Genomic DNA, 16,046 nt, shown 5'->3' with positions numbered 1-16,046 from the left:
GTGCACGGATAGGTATGCGTGCGAATGGTCGCGTGCGGCGCTGCCATGTCACGGCGTGGCGCTCGCCTGCCTCTCACTCCGCCCCGCTGCTGACGCTCGGGTCCCCCGTCTGCCGGCGTGCCCGGGGTGCCTGCCGGCCTGCCCGGGGTGCCGGCCTGCCCGCGTGCCTGCCGGGTGCCCGTGGAGGGCCGGAGGGGCCGTGGAGTGCGGCCCGGGCACCGCGAGATGCCCGAACTCCCGGCTCGACTGGCCCAGCCGCTTGCACTCGGCAGGGGAGAGTGCTAAACAAGTGTTTGGCACTCGCACATCGTGAGTGCCAAAGGTCGGGGCGGTAGGGCCACGGTCGTGGACCTGTGCAAGCAGGTGCGCGGCACATGGCCGGTCGTCGCGGGCTGTCCGGCCCGGCCGACGGACGTCACTGTCGCACAGCGCGACGGAGTCGAGCCGGCACCTCGGTGCCGGCGACCCCGTCCGCCAGTGCCGTAGTGACGTCCGAAGGTGCGTAACCAGGCGGCACATCCGGGGCCGGCAAGGTTCCCGGTGGCCGCGAGTGTCCAGGAGGACAACGCCGTATGGCCAAGATGATCGCGTTCGACGAGGAGGCGCGCCGCGGCCTTGAGCGGGGCATGAACACCCTCGCCGACGCCGTGAAGGTGACGCTCGGCCCGAAGGGCCGCAACGTCGTACTCGAGAAGAAGTGGGGCGCTCCGACCATCACCAACGATGGTGTGAGCATCGCCAAGGAGATCGAACTCGAGGACCCGTACGAGAAGATCGGCGCGGAGCTGGTCAAGGAGGTCGCCAAGAAGACCGACGACGTTGCCGGTGACGGCACGACGACGGCGACCGTCCTCGCCCAGGCGCTGGTCCGCGAGGGCCTGCGCAACGTCGCGGCCGGCGCGAACCCGATGGCCCTGAAGCGGGGCATCGAGGCCGCGGTCGCGAACGTCTCGGAGGAGCTGAGCAAGCTCGCCAAGGACGTCGAGACCAAGGAGCAGATCGCCTCCACCGCCTCCATCTCGGCTGGGGACACCAGCGTCGGCGAGATTATCGCCGAGGCGATGGACAAGGTCGGCAAGGAAGGCGTCATCACCGTCGAGGAGAGCAACACCTTCGGGCTCGAGCTGGAGCTGACCGAGGGCATGCGCTTCGACAAGGGCTACATCTCGGGGTACTTCATGACCGACCCCGACCGGATGGAGGCCGTGCTCGACGACCCGTACATCCTGATCGTCAACAGCAAGATCTCGACGGTCAAGGACCTGCTGCCGATCCTCGAGAAGGTCATGCAGTCGGGTAAGCCGCTGGCCATCATCGCCGAGGACGTCGAGGGCGAGGCCCTGGCGACCCTGGTGGTCAACAAGGTCCGGGGCACCTTCAAGTCGGTCGCCGTCAAGGCTCCCGGCTTCGGTGACCGCCGCAAGGCCATGCTGGGCGACATCGCCATCCTGACCGGCGGCCAGCCGATCAGCGAGGAGGTCGGCCTCAAGCTGGACGCCGTCGGCCTCGACATGCTGGGCCGGGCCCGCAAGGTCGTGGTGACCAAGGACGAGACCACCATCGTCGACGGTGCCGGCGACGCCGACCAGATCAACGGCCGGGTGAACCAGATCCGCGCCGAGATCGAGAAGAGCGACTCCGACTACGACCGCGAGAAGCTGCAGGAGCGCCTGGCCAAGCTGGCCGGCGGTGTTGCGGTGATCAAGGTCGGCGCGGCCACCGAGGTCGAGCTGAAGGAGCGCAAGCACCGCATCGAGGACGCGGTGCGCAACGCGAAGGCCGCCGTCGAGGAGGGCATCGTCCCGGGTGGTGGCGTCGCGCTGGTGCAGGCCGGCAAGACCGCCTTCGACAAGCTGGACCTGGCCGGCGACGAGGCGACCGGTGCGCAGATCGTCAAGATCGCGCTGGACGCCCCGCTGCGGCAGATCGCCGTCAACGCCGGTCTCGAGGGCGGCGTCGTGGTCGAGAAGGTCCGCAACCTGGACGCCGGGCACGGCCTCAACGCGGCCAACGGTGAGTACGTCGACCTGCTCCAGGCCGGCATCATCGACCCGGCCAAGGTGACCCGGTCGGCGCTGCAGAACGCGTCGTCGATCGCGGCCCTGTTCCTGACCACCGAGGCTGTGGTGGCGGACAAGCCGGAGAAGACCCCGGCTGCCCCGGCTGCGCCGGGCGGCGGGGACATGGACTTCTGAGTCCACGCTCCACGTCGAAGGGGGCGGACCGCGTCAGCGGTCCGCCCCCTTCCTTCCTCGGGGCGCTGCGTGGCGTCGAGCCGGGCGATCAGGTACCACTGACCTATCTGCGGGACGGCCAGCCTCGGCAGACCTCGGTCACGCCGACCGCGGTGACCCGACAGCGTCCGCCCAGGGGCCGAGCGCCCGAGTGCCCGCCCAGGGGCCGAGCGCCCGAGTGCCCGAGTGCCCGCCCAGGGGCCGAGCGCCCGAGCGCCCGAGTGCCCGCCCAGGGGCCGGACGTTCGCTGTTCGTCGACGGCGGGCGGGTAGTGGCGAGGCTCTCCTGGAAGCAACCCGGAGGCGCCTAGCCCTGAGGGCGGCCTAGAGCCGCTTGCGGTAGAGGAAGAACACCCGCTCGATCCGCGCACCCGCGCTGGCCGCGTAGAACGGCACCGGGCCGACCCAGCCGATCTCGGCCCGCAGGTGTCCGGCCGCCCGCTGGTCGCGCAGGCACCGACGGAGCAGCACACCTCCGATTCCCATGCCCTGCGCGGCCGGGGCGGTGCCCATCGGCCCGAACCAGCTCGGCCGGGACGAGCCGTACGCGGCGAAGCCGAGCAACTCCGGTGTGCCGTCGGCAGTGGCCGTACGCACCGCGAGGTGGCAGCCGGCACCCTCCCTGCCGATCGAGTGCAGCAGCTCGGCGTCCCAACTGCCGCCGAAGGTCGACCGGGCGAACCGGGTGAGCATCGCCACGTCGGCCGGCTCCGCCCGGCGTACCGTGACGCCCTGGTCCGCCAGCCGCTGCTCGGCGGCTTCGGTGGAGCGCAGCGCCGGCGAGGATCCGGTGGAAAGGTCGGCCGTCATGTTCCAGGCGGTCCCGTCCGGGGCGTAGCCGAGTGCAAGGGCGGTGCAGACGGCCGGGGTGTACCGGACGTCGATCCCCGGCCAGGCATAGTGCGGTGGGTTGCCGGCGATCCGTACCTGTGCCGCGCCGAGCCGGCCGAGCGCCTGCTCCAGCCGCGACACCAGCGCCCGGCCGATGCCCCGACGCCGCAGGTCGGGGTGAACCGCGACCAGGTCGACGTGGCCGACGGCCGGGTCGGGATCGAGGTCCGCCATCGAGCCGAGCGCGACCCCGGCGAGCGCGCCGTCCCGCTCCGCGGCGACTCCGACGGTACGGCGTGGCCCGGCGGCACCGGGCAGCGGAGAGTCGTCCCGGAGCCGGGCCACGATCTGCGCCGCCTCGGCCGAGTCGTCCGGCAGGTCCAGCGCCGTCCGGCAGAGCCGCACGACGGCGGGGATCCGGTCACCGGTCAGGTCGGTGAGGGTGAACCCGGCAGCGGAAGACCCGGCGGAGACGGACTCGGCGTTCATGGTCGCCGACCATAACCGAGCCCGCCGCCCCGACGTACCCCGGTCACCGGGCGGCCCGCGGTCATCAGGCCGTCCCGGATCACCGGGCGGCCCCGGCGAGCCGCTGGGCGGCTTGGACCGCGGCGTACGCGTCGACCAGGCCGGCCCCGGTGATGTTGCGCTCCGCGCCGCAGGTGTCGGCGCTCTGCCGTGACCGGTACGTCGGCTCGGCGGGTGTGGCGGTGTCGCGCAGGATGCGCCGGGTGGCCGGCAGGTCGCCGACCAGTGCCGGATTCGCCGACCACATCAGCGAGACCACCCCGGCCAGATGCGGCGCCGCCATGGAGGTGCCGGTCAGCGTGCCGTAGCCACCGCCGGGCAGTGCCGACAGGATCTCGACGCCGGGTGCGACCAGGTCGGGTTTGACCAGACCGCCGGGTGTCGGGCCGCGGCTGGAGAAGAGGCCGACCTGCCGCTGCCGGTCCACGGCGCCGACCGTGAAGACGTCCGGATACGGTGCGGGCGGGTCGTCGACCGAGCCGCAGAACGGGCCGGTGTTGCCGGCGGCGGCGACGAAGAAGGCCCCGGCCGCCGCGAACGCCTCGGCCGCCGGCCGGAGCGTCTCCAGGGCGCAGCCCTCGATCGCCGGGCAGCCCCACGAGTTGGTCAACACCTGTGGCGCCCGCTCCGGACGCCCGGCGGTGAACGGGTCGGCGCCGGGCGGGAACGGAGCCAGCATGAACTGGAGGCAGTCCAGGTAGCGTGCCGGGTTGCCCAGGTTCCGGTCGAGGTTCACGCAGCCGACCCACTCGGCGCCCGGCGCCACGCCGACCCGCTGCTCACCGACGGCGGTGGCGAGGGTGTGCGTGCCGTGCCCGCCCAGGTCCGTGGGGAGACGGGAGCCGTTCCAGGGGTCGTACCAGGAATCGTCGCCACCCCGCCACCCGGCGGATAGGGCCGGGTGGCGGCCGTCCACGCCCGAGTCCGAACTGCCGACCAGAATGCCCGAGCCGTCGACGCCGAGCTGCGACCAGACCCGGTCCGCACCGATGACGCCGAGGTTCCAGGTCGGTGTGGCCGGTGCCGGCTCGTCGCCACGCCTCGGTGATCCGCTCGCCGGCAGTGGCCGTAACCGCTGGCTGACCAGGACCTGGTCGACGTCCGTCCGGCGGGAGAGCCAGGCCCGCACCGCCGATCCGCCGTCCACCTCCACGGCGTTGACCAGGTAGTACGGCGTGTAGTCGAGGTGCAGCCGGTCCAGTTCGCGGCGCAGGTCCGCCTGGGAGCGTTCGGCGGTGGAGACCAGCCGGCGATAGACCTCGCCGCCCCGGGCGGCCCGACCCGCCGGACCCGTCTGCCCGGTGGCCACCCCGGCGAGATCCGCTTGTTCCCTCAGCACGACGAAGAGCCGTTCGCCGTGCCAGCCGGGCGAGCCGAGCCCGACGTGGACCACGCCGGTGACGAGCAGCAGCACGCCGGCCACGCCGGCGGCGACCGGGCGTCGCGGTGCCGCTGTGCCGGCGCGACCGAGGCCGATGCCGTACCCGAGCGCGAGCAGCAGCGCGACGGCGAGCGAGCCGCCGGCGGCGACGGCGGCCCAGAACGGGATGTCCCGGGCACCGGAGAGCAGCAGTGTGATCTCTTCCGGGTCGACCAGGGTCAGCGGCCCGGCGGCGGCGATGCCGACCAGCCAGCCGACGGGCGCGGACCCGACGGGCGGGAGCGCGGCCTCCGCCGGGCCGGCTTCGGCCGGCGGCCGGGGCCGGGAGGGAACCCGCAGGGCGGCGATCGCGAACCCGGCGGGCGGAAGCACGAGCAGCGCGCAGAGCTGTGCACCGGACTGGCCGAGCCCACCGGCGACCAGTGCCAGCGTCACCCCGGCCACCAGGCCGCCGACCAGCACGAGCCGCGCCCCGCCGACCGGCGGCCGCACGCCGGCTCCCGCGTTGCGGCGGCCGGCCCAACGCTCGTAACCGGCCCAGAACCGTCCATCGAGGATGGCGGCGGCCAGCCAGCCCACGGCGGCCGAGGCGAGCAGCCCGCACACCGTCTCCAGCACCCCGCCCAGGGCACCCAGCCAGACCCAGGGCAGCAGCAGGACGAGCCCGCCGGCCACGGCCAGGCCGATCGCGGCCGGCTCGGCGCGGAGCTGCTCCCGCCGATCGCGGCGGCGCCCGATCAGCAGGGCGGCCGCCCCGGCCGTACCGGCCAACCCGACGAGGTAGACCTCCGGCTGGGAGGGCGGCACTGCCCGGAGCAGCCCCAGGCCGCCGAGCGCGAGCGCGCCGAGCAACCAGGCGCGGCCGGCGGTGCGTACCGCCGCGGAGCGGGGGAGCGCGGCGAGCAGCGCGGCCGGCACGCCGACGAGCAGCGCGTTTCCGAGGGCGATCGTCGGCCAGAGCCAGGCCTGCCGATCCAGGCCGGCGACGAGCAGGACCTGCTCGACGAGCCAGGCGATGCTCTGGCCGCCGACGGTCGCCCCGACCGCCCAGCAGCCGATCAGCACGGCGGCGACCACCGGCCACACACCACCACCCTCGGGAGTGTGCGCCGGCAGGCTCGCGCCCGCCGGCAACGGATGGTGGGTGCGGGCCGGCCGCGGACGGGCGGGGGAGCCCGACCAGGGCTGGTGGGCGAGGGGCGGGGGCGGCTCGTCGGGCGGCGGGGGCGGATGGTCCGGCGGCGGGGGCGGATGGTCCGGCATCATCGAACAGTACGGTGTCGGCCCGGACGACGACCGTGTCGGCGACGGCTCGCCCGGCCGAGCTTGTCCGGATCGCCGCTGCGGCTACCGTGGACGGGTGCGTGACCCCAGCCTTTCCCGCAACACGGCCAGCCGGCTCTCCCCGTCCCGCCGCGCCACCGACCTGCGACGGCTCCGGAGCGAGCGGTTCGACGTACTCGTCATCGGGGGTGGAGTGACCGGCGCGGGGGCCGCGCTCGACGCCGCCTCCCGGGGGCTCAAGGTGGCCCTGGTCGAGGCCCGCGACTTCGCCTCCGGCACCTCCAGCCGGTCCAGCAAGCTGATCCACGGAGGGCTGCGCTACCTGGAGCAGTTGGAGTTCGGGCTGGTCCACGAGGCGCTGGTCGAGCGGGGCCTGCTCGCCACCCGGCTCGCCCCGCACCTGGTCCGCCCGGTGCCGATCCTGGTGCCGCTGCCCGCCGGACGCGGTCCGCGGGGCCTGCCCGGCAGGGTCTGGCGGCGCTCCTACTACGGCACCGGTGTCGCGGCCTACGACGCCTTCGCCGGGCTCTTCGGCGGCGAGCGGGGGATGCCGCTGCACCGGCACCTCACCCGGGAGGGTGCCCGCCGCACCTTCCCGAGCCTGCGCGCCGACGCGATCGCCGGGGCCATCCGCTACCACGACGGCCAGGTTGACGACGCCCGGCTGGTGGTGACGCTGGCCCGCACCGCGGCCAGCGTGGGCGCGGCGATGGTGACCAGTGCACGCGTCGTCGGCCTGACCCGGCAGGCCCGCGAGGTCACCGGGGTGCGGGTCCGGGACATGGAGGCGCCGCCCGGCTCACCGGACGCCGAGTTCGAGGTACGCGCCCGAACCGTGATCGCCGCCACCGGCGTGTGGAGCGACGACCTCTCCGAGATGCTCGGCGACGTCGGGGTCCGGCGAGGATTGCGGGTACGCGCATCCAAGGGCGTGCACCTGGTGGTGCCCCGCTCGGCGATCACCGGGGAGGCGGGGCTGATCCTGCGTACGCCCACCTCGGTGCTCTTCGTCATCCCGTGGGGTGGGCACTGGATCATCGGCACCACCGACACCGACTGGCGGCTCGACCGGGCACACCCGGCGGCCTCGGCCCGGGACATCGACTACCTGCTCGACCAGGTCAACACCGTACTGGACCGGCCGCTGACCACCGCCGACATCGAGGGCGTCTACGCCGGACTGCGCCCGCTGCTGACCGGCGAGGCGGACTCCACCTCAAAACTCTCCCGGGAGCACGCGGTCTACGAGCCGATGCTCGGGCTGCTGCTGGTGGCAGGCGGGAAATACACCACCTACCGGGTGATGGCCGCCGACGTGGTCGACCGGGCCGCCCGGCGGCTCGGCGGGGTACGCCCGTCGCGCACCGCCGACCTGCCGCTACTCGGCGCCGACGGGTATGCGGCGCTGTGGCGGGACCGTGCCGACCTGGCCCGCCGGCACGGCGTACCGGGCGGGGTGGTGGAACACCTGCTGGAGCGGTACGGAAACCTCACCACCCACCTGCTGGACATGATCGATGCCGAACCGCTGCTCGGCACCCCGCTGGCCGGGGCACCGGAATACCTCGCCGCCGAGGTGGCGTACGCGGCCCGGGCCGAGGGGGCGCTGCACCTCGACGACGTGCTGACCCGGCGTACCCGGATCTCGTTCGAGACACCGCACCGGGGGGCGGAGTCGGTCGAGCAGGCGGCCGAGATCATGGGTCGGGTGCTCGGCTGGGACGCCTCGGTCCGGGCCCGCGAGGTCGAGCACTATCTCGCCCGGGTGCAGGCGGAACGGCAGTCGCAGCGGATGCCGGACGACGCCACGGCGGACGCGGCCCGGATGGGTGCGCCGGACGTGCGGGGCCTCGCTGCCGACCGTGGCCGGGACGCCGGCCTGGACGAGGTGGAACTGCCGGGCTGACCTGGGCCGGGCTGACCCGGGCCGGGCTGACCCGGGCCGGGGTGTGGGGCGTCGGGCCGGGCTGTGGGGCGTCGGGCCGGGGTGGAGTGTCGGGCCGGCCCGCCGATCAGAGCACCTTGCCGGGGTTGAGCAGCCCGGTCGGGTCGAGCGCGTCCTTGATCGCCCGCTGCACCCGCAGACCCACCGGCCCGACCTCCCGGGCCAGCCAGTCCCGTTTCAGCAGGCCGACGCCGTGCTCGCCGGTGCAGGTACCGCCGAGCGAGAGACCGAGCTCCATGATGGCGTCGAAGGCGCGCCGGCCGCGTTCCAGGCTTGCCGGGTCGGACCGGTCGACGACGATGTTCGGATGCATGTTGCCGTCACCGGCGTGCCCGACCACGCCGATCGGCACGTCGTGTTCGGCGGAGATCCGGGCCACCCCGTCCAGCAGGGCCGCGAGCGCGTCCCGGGGTACGGCGACGTCGTCGATGACCAGGCCGCCGTTGCCGGCGGGGAAGCTCTCGGCGGCGAACCGTTCCATCGCCGGATGCGCCGACCGGCGGGCCTGGAGCAGCGCGGCGGCCTCCTCCGTGTCGGTGGCCGCGAAGACCTCGTCGGCGCCGCTGGCCGTGCAGACCTCGGCGAGTCGCGCGAGGTCGGCGGCGGCCCGGTCGCCGGTGTCGGCCGCGGCCAGCAGCAGCGCCTCGGCGTCGGTGCGCAACCCCATCGGCCGGTACGCCTCGATCGCGCCGAGATGCGTCCGGTCCAGCAGCTCCAGCAGGCTCGGGGTGAGGCCCCGGGCGGAGATCTCGGCGACCGCCCGGCCCGCGCTGGCGGTGGAGGGGAAGACCGCGACCAGGGTCAGCGACTCCTCGGCGGCCGGTCGCAGCGAGACGGTGATCTCGGTGATCACCCCGAGAGTTCCCTCCGAACCGACGAAGAGCCGGGTCAGGTCGTATCCGGCGACTCCCTTGGCGGTACGGCGTCCGGTGCGCAGTATCTCTCCGTCGGCCAGCACCACTTCCAGGCCGAGGACGTACTCCGTGGTCACGCCGTACTTGACGCAGCACATACCGCCCGCGTTCGTCGCCACGTTGCCGCCGATGGTGGACGACTCCCAGGAGCCGGGGTCGGGCGGATAGCGTAGGCCGTGCTTGGCGACGGCGGCGGCCAAAGCGGCGTTGACCACGCCCGGCTGGACCACCGCGATCCGGTTCACCGGGTCGATCTCGCGGATCTCGTCCATCCCCACGGTCGAGAGCAGTATCGCCCCGTCGACCGCGTTGGCGGCACCGGCCAGCCCGGTCCTGGCACCCTGCGGCACCACCGGCACGCCGTGCGCGACGGCCGCCCGGATCACGGCGACCACCTCGGCCGTGCTCCGGGGCCGGACCAGCACGGCGGGCACGCCGGCCGGGCAGAGGTCGGCCTCGTCGCGCTGGTGGGCACGGAGCAGGTCGGGGTCGGTCAGCACCGCGGACTCGCCGAGCGCGCCCCGCAGGTCGTCGAGAAGATCCGGCATGCCTGGCAGGCTAGTGCGGAACCCGCCGCCCGACGAGTGCGGCGACGGCGGCAGTTTCCGGGCCACCGGGGACGGCACGGGACGGCCGGGGATCGGCGGGACGCCGACGACCTGCGCGGGTTCGGCGGGGTCGTCAGCGGGTAGTCCCCGCCATGCGCTCCGTCCGGGACACCGTGGCCAGAAGCCCCAAGGAGCTTGACAGGGAGCGGGTCGCCGGCCTGGCGAGGGAGTTCCGGCAGCGGTCCCGGGCGACCGTGAAGGACCGCTGGCACGCCGTACGGTTCAATCTGGTGCTGGCGCTCCAGGCCGGGGTGGCGGCGGCGCTGGCCTGGGTCGGCTCGCACGAGTTCCTCGGCAACCCGTCGCCGGTCTTCGCGCCGATCTCCGCCATCGGCACCCTCGCCTCCTCGGTCGGCCAGCGGCTCCGCCGGACCGTCGAGCTGATCATCGGGGTCGCGGTCGGCATCGGCCTCGGCGACGCGCTGGTCTTCGCCGCCGGCACCGGGCCCTGGCAGCTCGGCCTGATCGTCTTCCTGGCGATCGTGACCACGATCTTCCTCGGCGGCGGTCCGGCCGTCGTGACCCAGGCGGCGGCGACCGCCGTGCTGATCGTGACCGTGACGACCCGGGCGGAGGCGGGCGTCGAGTTACCCCGGGTGATCGACGCGCTGATCGGCGGAGCCGCCGGACTGCTGGTGATCACCCTGCTGTTGCCGTTGAACCCCCTGCGGGTGGTCGACCGGGCGGCCCGGCCCGCGCTCGGCCGGCTCGCCGAGGAGCTCAGCGAGACCGCGGAGGCGATCAGGACCCGGGACCCCGGTCGGGCCCAGGCCGCCCTCGACCGGCTGCGCGAGGTGGAGAGCCACATGCAGGGTTTCGAGGAGGCGCTGGAGGGCGGCCGGGAGACCTCCGTGCTGTCGCCGGTGCGCTGGCACCGCCGGGGGGCGCTGACCCAGTACGTGGAGAGTTCCGAGTACATCGAACATGCCGTGCACAACAGTGGCACCCTGATCCGGCGGGCGGTCACCGCCATCGAGGACGGGGAGCCGATCCCGGAGGAGATGTCCCAGGCGGTGGCCCTGCTGGCCGAGTCGGTGCGGCTGCTCCGCAAGGACCTCGGCCACGGGGTACGCCCGGAGGCCACCCGGGAGCAGGCGTTGCAGGCGATCGGCCAGGCCGGCCGGGCGTACGCGGAGGGGGTCGGGTTCTCCGGCAGCGTGGTGATCGCGCAGGTGCGTACCACCGGAAGTGACCTGCTCCGGGCCACCGGGATCGAACGGCTCGAGGCCAACCAGCTCGTGCGCCGGGCGGCGGGCGGACATGCCGGCGAGGCCGCCGAGACGGCCGCCGCGCAGCCCGGCACGCCGGCGTCGGACCGGCCCTCCGACACCCCGTCCTCCGAGGCCGGCCCCGCCGCCCGGTAGCACCGGGGCCAGTGGGTGGACCTACCGGGGCGGCCCGCCGAGGGCCGCGAGGGCGGTCAGCAGGCGGTCGACGTGCGCCGCCGTGCTGCCCAGCCCGATGCTGGCCCGCAGCGCGGTCGGTGGCAGGTCCCGCCGCCCGCTCCGGGCGGCCGCCTCGGTGAGCAGCCGCCGGGCCAGCGGGTGCGCACAGAACAGGCCGTCGCGCAGGCCGACCTGCCAGCCTCGGGCGAGGTCGGCGGCGACCGTCGCCGAGTCCCGGCCGGCGACCACGAACGACACGATCCCGACCCGGGGAGCGTCCGCGTCGAAGGTACGGAGTTCGACCACGTCCGGCAGCGCGGCCAGCCCGGTGCGCAGGCGGCTGAGCAGGGCCTGCTCGGCGGCGTGCAGCGCGGCCCGGTCGGCACCGGCCAGCGCGGTGCAGACGGCGGCCAGTGCGACCGCGCCGAGCAGATTGGGGGTGCCGGCCTCGTGCCGCCCCGGTCCGGTCGCCCAGCGGACGTCATGGGTGGCGGCCCCGACCCCGAGGGTGGCCCCGCCACCGGCCAGGTACGGCGGCGCGGCGTCCAGCCAGTCGGCCCGCCCGGCCAGTACGCCGATCCCGAACGGGGCGTAGAGCTTGTGTCCGGAGACGGCGACGTAGTCGACGGTCAGGGCGGCGATGTCCAGCTCCGCGTGCGGGGCGAGCTGCGCGGCGTCCAGCGCGATCCGGGCGCCGTGCCGGTGGGCGACCTGGGCCAGCTCGGCGACCGGCCAGCACTCGCCGGTGACGTTGCCGGCCCCGGTCACCGCGACCAGGATCGGTGCGCCGCCACCGTCTCCCCGGCGCAGCTCACGCAGGGCCGCGTCGACCGCCCGGATGGCGTCGCCGGCCGAGCCGGGCACCGGCAACCGGACCGCTCCGGCGGGCCAGGGCAGCAGGTTGGCGTGGTGCTCGGCGGCGAAGGTCACCACCCGGCAACCGGGCGGCAGGGCCCGGGCCAGCAGATTCAGCGCGTCGGTGGTGTTCCGGGTGAAGACGACGTGGTCGTCGGGGCGCACCCCCAGGAAGTCACCGACGCGCTGCCGGGCCTGCTCGTAGGCGTGGGTGCTGCGCCGGGAGAGCGCGCCGGCTCCCCGGTGCACGCTGCCGTACCAGGGGAGCAGCTCGGCCACCGCGTCGGCGGCGGCCCGCGCGCAGGGTGCGGTGGCGGCGTAGTCGAGGTTGACCTGCCCGGGTACGCCGAGCACGTCGAGCGGCCCGGAGGGGCTCGTCCCGGACGGCGGCGGCGCGTCGAGCGGCCCGGCCGGGCCGGTGGGGCGGGTGGGGCGGGCGGACGTGGACACGAGGGTGCTGCCCATCGGGGTACCTCCGGTCTCAGGGACCCCGGTGCGGGCGGGAGCGGGGTCCGCGCTTGCCCGACGCGCTTCCGCACCGAGCCCGGTCATCACCCGGGGCACCCCACCGCGAACCTCGACGAGGGTTGCCGGCCAGCAAGCCGGGGCTTGGACGCTGGCACTCGTGACCTGGCCGGAAGCATAGCCGGAGCGGATGCCGTGCGGCCAGGCCGTCCAGCGCGGGCGGATCTGGTCCGGCCGGCCTCTCCGGAGGAACTACGCTGACCACATGGCCGACACCCCACCCGGTGCGGCGGCGGCGCAGCCGCCGTCGCCGATTCCGCCGTGGCCGCCCACCCCGCCACCCCAGTCACCACCGTCGCCGGTGACGGGCGCGGCGCCGGAGGGTGCGGCGACGCCCGAGAAGCGGAGTCGGGCCCGCCTGCTGGTGGTGGTCGGGGCGATCACGCTCATCGTCGCCTGCACGGTGCTGATGGCGATCGAGCTGGTGCAGCCGGCGGGGATCACACCGCCGCTGGTCGGACTGGCCGCGGCCCTGCTGCCGGTGCCGGTGCTGGTCGCCTGCTTCCTCTGGCTCGACCGGTACGACCCGGAGCCGGTCAGGTATCTCCTCTTCTGCCTCGGCTGGGGCGCGGCGGTGTCGACGTACGCGTCGCTGCGGACGAACACCTTCGCTGCCGACACCCTGGAGCTGCCCCTCCCGCTGGTCGGGGTGCTGGTGGCGCCCTTCATCGAGGAGTTGACCAAGGCGCTGGGCCCGTTGCTGCTGCTGATCTACCAGCGCCGGAAGTGGGCCGGGATCACCGACGGAATCGTCTACTGTGGCCTGTCGGCGGTCGGGTTCGCCATGGTGGAGAACATCCTCTACTTCGGCCTGCACGGCTATGCCGAGGGCGTCGACCAGTACGGGCCGGCGACCGGCGCGCAGAACGTCTTCGGCATCTTCATCCTGCGCGTACTGATCAGCGGCTTCGCCCACCCGCTCTTCACCGCGATGACCGGCATCGGTCTCGGCATCGCCGCCCGCTCGGCCAGCCGCGCGATCCGGATCCTCGCCCCGCTGGCCGGTCTGCTGCTGGCGATGATCCTGCACGGCACGTGGAATCTCGCCGCGACCCTGACCCAGGTCGCCGGGGAGCCACTGATCCTGCTCTACAGCTACGTCGGCCTGATGGTGCCGATCTTCCTGGGCGTGGTCGGCCTCGCCGTGTGGGTGCGGAGCTGGGAGGGGCGGCTCACCCAGCGACGGCTGCCCGAGTACGTGCGGGCGGGCTGGCTCACCCCGCCCGAGCTGGCCGCGCTCGGCACGCTCGGCCGGCGGCACGCCGCCCGCCGCTGGGCCCGCCGGGTGGCCGGGGACGAGGGCGTGCAGGCGATGCGGAGATTGCAGGTCTCCGCGACCAAACTGGCGCTACTCCGGGACGGGCTGGTGCGCGGGCTGGAGACCCGGCCGGGGCGGCTGGCCCAGGGGCTGGGCGAGGAACGCCGGCTGCTCGACGCGATCCAGGCCACCCGGCGGGTCTTCGTGGGCCGTGATCCGCAGGCGCCGGTCGGGATCTGGGACGGCAACCGCTACCACCTGGCCTTCCCGGACGGTTCACGGCGGAGCCTGGCGGCCCCGGCCGAGCCGGTGGTGCCGATCCCGGTGGTCCTGGTGACACCGCCGCGACCGCCGGCCTCGGCCGGCACCGGCTATCCGCCCCCGCCGTCCGGTTACGGCGCCCCGCCTCCGTCCGGTTACGGCGCCCCGCCTCCGTCCGGACCTGGTTGGATGCCGCCAGGCCCGCACGGTGGGCCGGGCCGGCCCTGAAGGGCCCTGAATCTAGAGGTAGAGCCCGGTGGAGTCGGTCTCCACCCGCCTGGCGGCCACGGCGTGCACATCCCGCTCGCGGAGCAGCACATACTCCCGGCCGTGCAGTTCCACCTCGGAGCGGTCGTCGGGATCGAAGAGCACCCGGTCACCGGAGACGATGGAGCGGACGTTCGGACCGACGCCCACCGCGGTCGCCCAGGCGAGCCGCCGTCCCATCGAAGCGGTTGCCGGGATGACGATGCCGGCGGTCGAGCGCCGCTCGCCCTCGCTGCCGTCCGTCCGCACCAACACCCGGTCGTGCAGGAGTCGGATCGGCAGGCCGTTGTCGTTGTTCTCCTCGGCGATCACGACGGTGACGGTACCGTGCGCCACCACCGGCGGGTTTGGTGGCGTCGGCCCGCTGGCCGCACCGAGCCGACCTGTACCGGTGCCGCTACCGTAGGGAGGCCGATTCCGCCGCCGGGTCGGCGCGGATGCCCCGGCGGCCGCCGTGGGAGGTGCGCGCTTGCGCCGTTTCGATGAGCTACGAGCAAGGATCCGTCGCGCGTACGCGTCCGGACGGTCGTCGGACCCCTCCGCCGGGCACGCCGCCGCGTCGGACAGCCACCCGGCGGCGACACCCGAGCCGGGGCCGCTTGCCGTGCCACCGCCGGGCGCCGAGGAACCGAAGGACCTCCACCCGTCGACGTCGAGCCGGGACGACGCGGACGTGCCGCACGCACTGCGGATCGCCGCCGCCTGGTCCTGGCGACTGATCGTGATCGGCCTCGTTGCCTGGGCACTGGTCCGGGTGATCGGCACGATCCGGATCGTCATCATCCCGCTGGCGATCTCGCTGCTGCTCTCCGCGCTGCTGGCCTCGCTGGTCGGGGTGCTGCTCCGGGCCCGGTTGCCCCGCTCGCTGGCCACCGCCGTGGTGCTGGTCGCCGGGGTGGCCGCCGTGGTCGGCACGCTCACCCTGGTGGTCAACGAGTTCATCCAGGGCGTACCGCACCTGAGCCGTGACGCCACCCGGGGGATCCGGCAGATCCAGGAATGGCTGAAGACCGGGCCGCTGCACCTGTCGGACAACCAGCTCAACTCCTACATCGAGCAGGGCGAGCGGTGGATCGACGAGAACACCCAGTCGTTGACCAGCGGAGCGGTCTCGACCGCCGCGACCGTCGCCGAGCTGCTCACCGGCACCCTGCTGGTGCTCTTCGCCACCTTCTTCTTCCTGAGGGACGGCGAGAAGATCTGGCGTTTCCTCGTCCGGTTGCTGCCGGTGGCCGCCCGGTGGCGGGTCGACGACGCCGGTAGGGCCTCCTGGTCGACGCTTGTCGCGTACGTCCGGGCGACCGTCCTGGTCGCCTTCATCGACGCGGTCGGGATCGGGATCTTCCTGGTCATCTTCGACATACCGTTCGCGTTTCCGCTCGCCGCCCTGGTCTTCCTCGGCGCGTTCATTCCGATCGTCGGCGCCACCCTCTCCGGTGCGGTGGCGGTGCTGGTCGCCCTGGTCGACAGCGGCTGGGTGACCGCCTTGATCATCCTCGGCGTGGTGATCGGGGTACAGCAGGTGGAGGGGAACATCCTGCAACCGCTGATCATGGGGCGGGCGGTGGCGATCCACCCGCTCGCGGTGATCGTTGGCATCACCGCCGGGGTGGTGCTGGCCGGCATCGTCGGCGCCCTGGTCTCGGTGCCGCTGATCGCCGTGCTCAACACGGCGGTCCGCCGGCTGGCGCACCGCCGGGCGCCGGAGGTGCCACCGGACGCCGTGGTGATCGCCGCCAAGTCCCCGTAACCGCCCCGGGCAGTTTCGCGT

At 74.1% G+C, this 16,046-nt stretch carries 10 protein-coding genes and 1 riboswitch; of the genes, 5 read left to right on the top strand and 5 right to left on the bottom strand.

The features are described 5' to 3' along the window. The first annotated feature begins 572 nt into the window (after positions 1-572). The gene (gene groL / locus ACN28C_RS02940) at positions 573-2,195 is read left to right on the top strand and encodes a chaperonin GroEL (protein ID WP_107257537.1); all 1,623 of its coding nucleotides are present in this window, start codon (positions 573-575) and stop codon (positions 2,193-2,195) included. A gap of 362 nt (positions 2,196-2,557) precedes the next feature. Here groL and ACN28C_RS02935 read toward each other — a convergent pair whose 3' ends face one another. Then, the gene (locus ACN28C_RS02935) at positions 2,558-3,553 is read right to left on the bottom strand and encodes a GNAT family N-acetyltransferase (RefSeq protein WP_422772074.1); all 996 of its coding nucleotides are present in this window, start codon (positions 3,551-3,553) and stop codon (positions 2,558-2,560) included. A gap of 79 nt (positions 3,554-3,632) precedes the next feature. Further along, positions 3,633-6,236 (bottom strand): S8 family serine peptidase, encoded by a 2,604-nt coding sequence (locus tag ACN28C_RS02930; RefSeq protein WP_422772073.1) that lies wholly within the window; start codon positions 6,234-6,236, stop codon positions 3,633-3,635. Positions 6,237-6,333: 97 nt separating this feature from the next. Between ACN28C_RS02930 and ACN28C_RS02925 the strand changes: the two genes are divergently transcribed. Next, positions 6,334-8,163, top strand: a complete 1,830-nt coding sequence (locus ACN28C_RS02925; RefSeq protein WP_422772072.1) for a glycerol-3-phosphate dehydrogenase/oxidase — start codon at positions 6,334-6,336, stop codon at positions 8,161-8,163. Positions 8,164-8,269: 106 nt separating this feature from the next. Here the strand turns inward: ACN28C_RS02925 and ACN28C_RS02920 are convergent, their stop codons facing one another. Continuing rightward, a complete protein-coding gene (locus ACN28C_RS02920; protein ID WP_422772071.1) occupies positions 8,270-9,664 on the bottom strand; it encodes an FAD-binding oxidoreductase in 1,395 nt (464 codons plus the stop codon). Between the two features lie 152 nt (positions 9,665-9,816). Here ACN28C_RS02920 and ACN28C_RS02915 point away from each other — a divergent pair, with 152 nt between their 5' ends. Next, the gene (locus tag ACN28C_RS02915) at positions 9,817-11,088 is read left to right on the top strand and encodes an FUSC family protein (protein ID WP_422772070.1); all 1,272 of its coding nucleotides are present in this window, start codon (positions 9,817-9,819) and stop codon (positions 11,086-11,088) included. A gap of 21 nt (positions 11,089-11,109) precedes the next feature. Here the strand turns inward: ACN28C_RS02915 and ACN28C_RS02910 are convergent, their stop codons facing one another. Then, positions 11,110-12,429 (bottom strand): aminotransferase class V-fold PLP-dependent enzyme, encoded by a 1,320-nt coding sequence (locus ACN28C_RS02910; RefSeq protein ID WP_422772069.1) that lies wholly within the window; start codon positions 12,427-12,429, stop codon positions 11,110-11,112. Positions 12,430-12,473: 44 nt separating this feature from the next. After that, a riboswitch (SAM riboswitch) is annotated at positions 12,474-12,595 on the bottom strand. Between the two features lie 99 nt (positions 12,596-12,694). Here ACN28C_RS02910 and ACN28C_RS02905 point away from each other — a divergent pair. Continuing rightward, a complete protein-coding gene (locus ACN28C_RS02905; protein ID WP_422772068.1) occupies positions 12,695-14,236 on the top strand; it encodes a PrsW family glutamic-type intramembrane protease in 1,542 nt (513 codons plus the stop codon). Between the two features lie 12 nt (positions 14,237-14,248). Here the strand turns inward: ACN28C_RS02905 and ACN28C_RS02900 are convergent, their stop codons facing one another. Continuing rightward, positions 14,249-14,587 carry a GroES family chaperonin gene (locus tag ACN28C_RS02900; protein WP_422772067.1) on the bottom strand — a complete coding sequence of 113 codons (339 nt, stop codon included), beginning with the start codon at positions 14,585-14,587 and terminating at the stop codon, positions 14,249-14,251. 142 nt (positions 14,588-14,729) lie between these two features. On the opposite strand from ACN28C_RS02900, the gene ACN28C_RS02895 reads away from it, so the two are divergent. Beyond that, positions 14,730-16,025, top strand: a complete 1,296-nt coding sequence (locus ACN28C_RS02895; protein WP_422772066.1) for an AI-2E family transporter — start codon at positions 14,730-14,732, stop codon at positions 16,023-16,025. The last annotated feature ends 21 nt before the right edge of the window (positions 16,026-16,046 follow it).

It is taken from the genome of Plantactinospora sp. WMMC1484 (assembly GCF_049315195.1).
In the GTDB taxonomy this organism is placed as follows: Bacteria; Actinomycetota; Actinomycetes; order Mycobacteriales; family Micromonosporaceae; genus Plantactinospora.
Note: the sequence above shows the minus strand (reverse complement) of the source record. Positions and strands in the feature narration are given on the sequence as shown.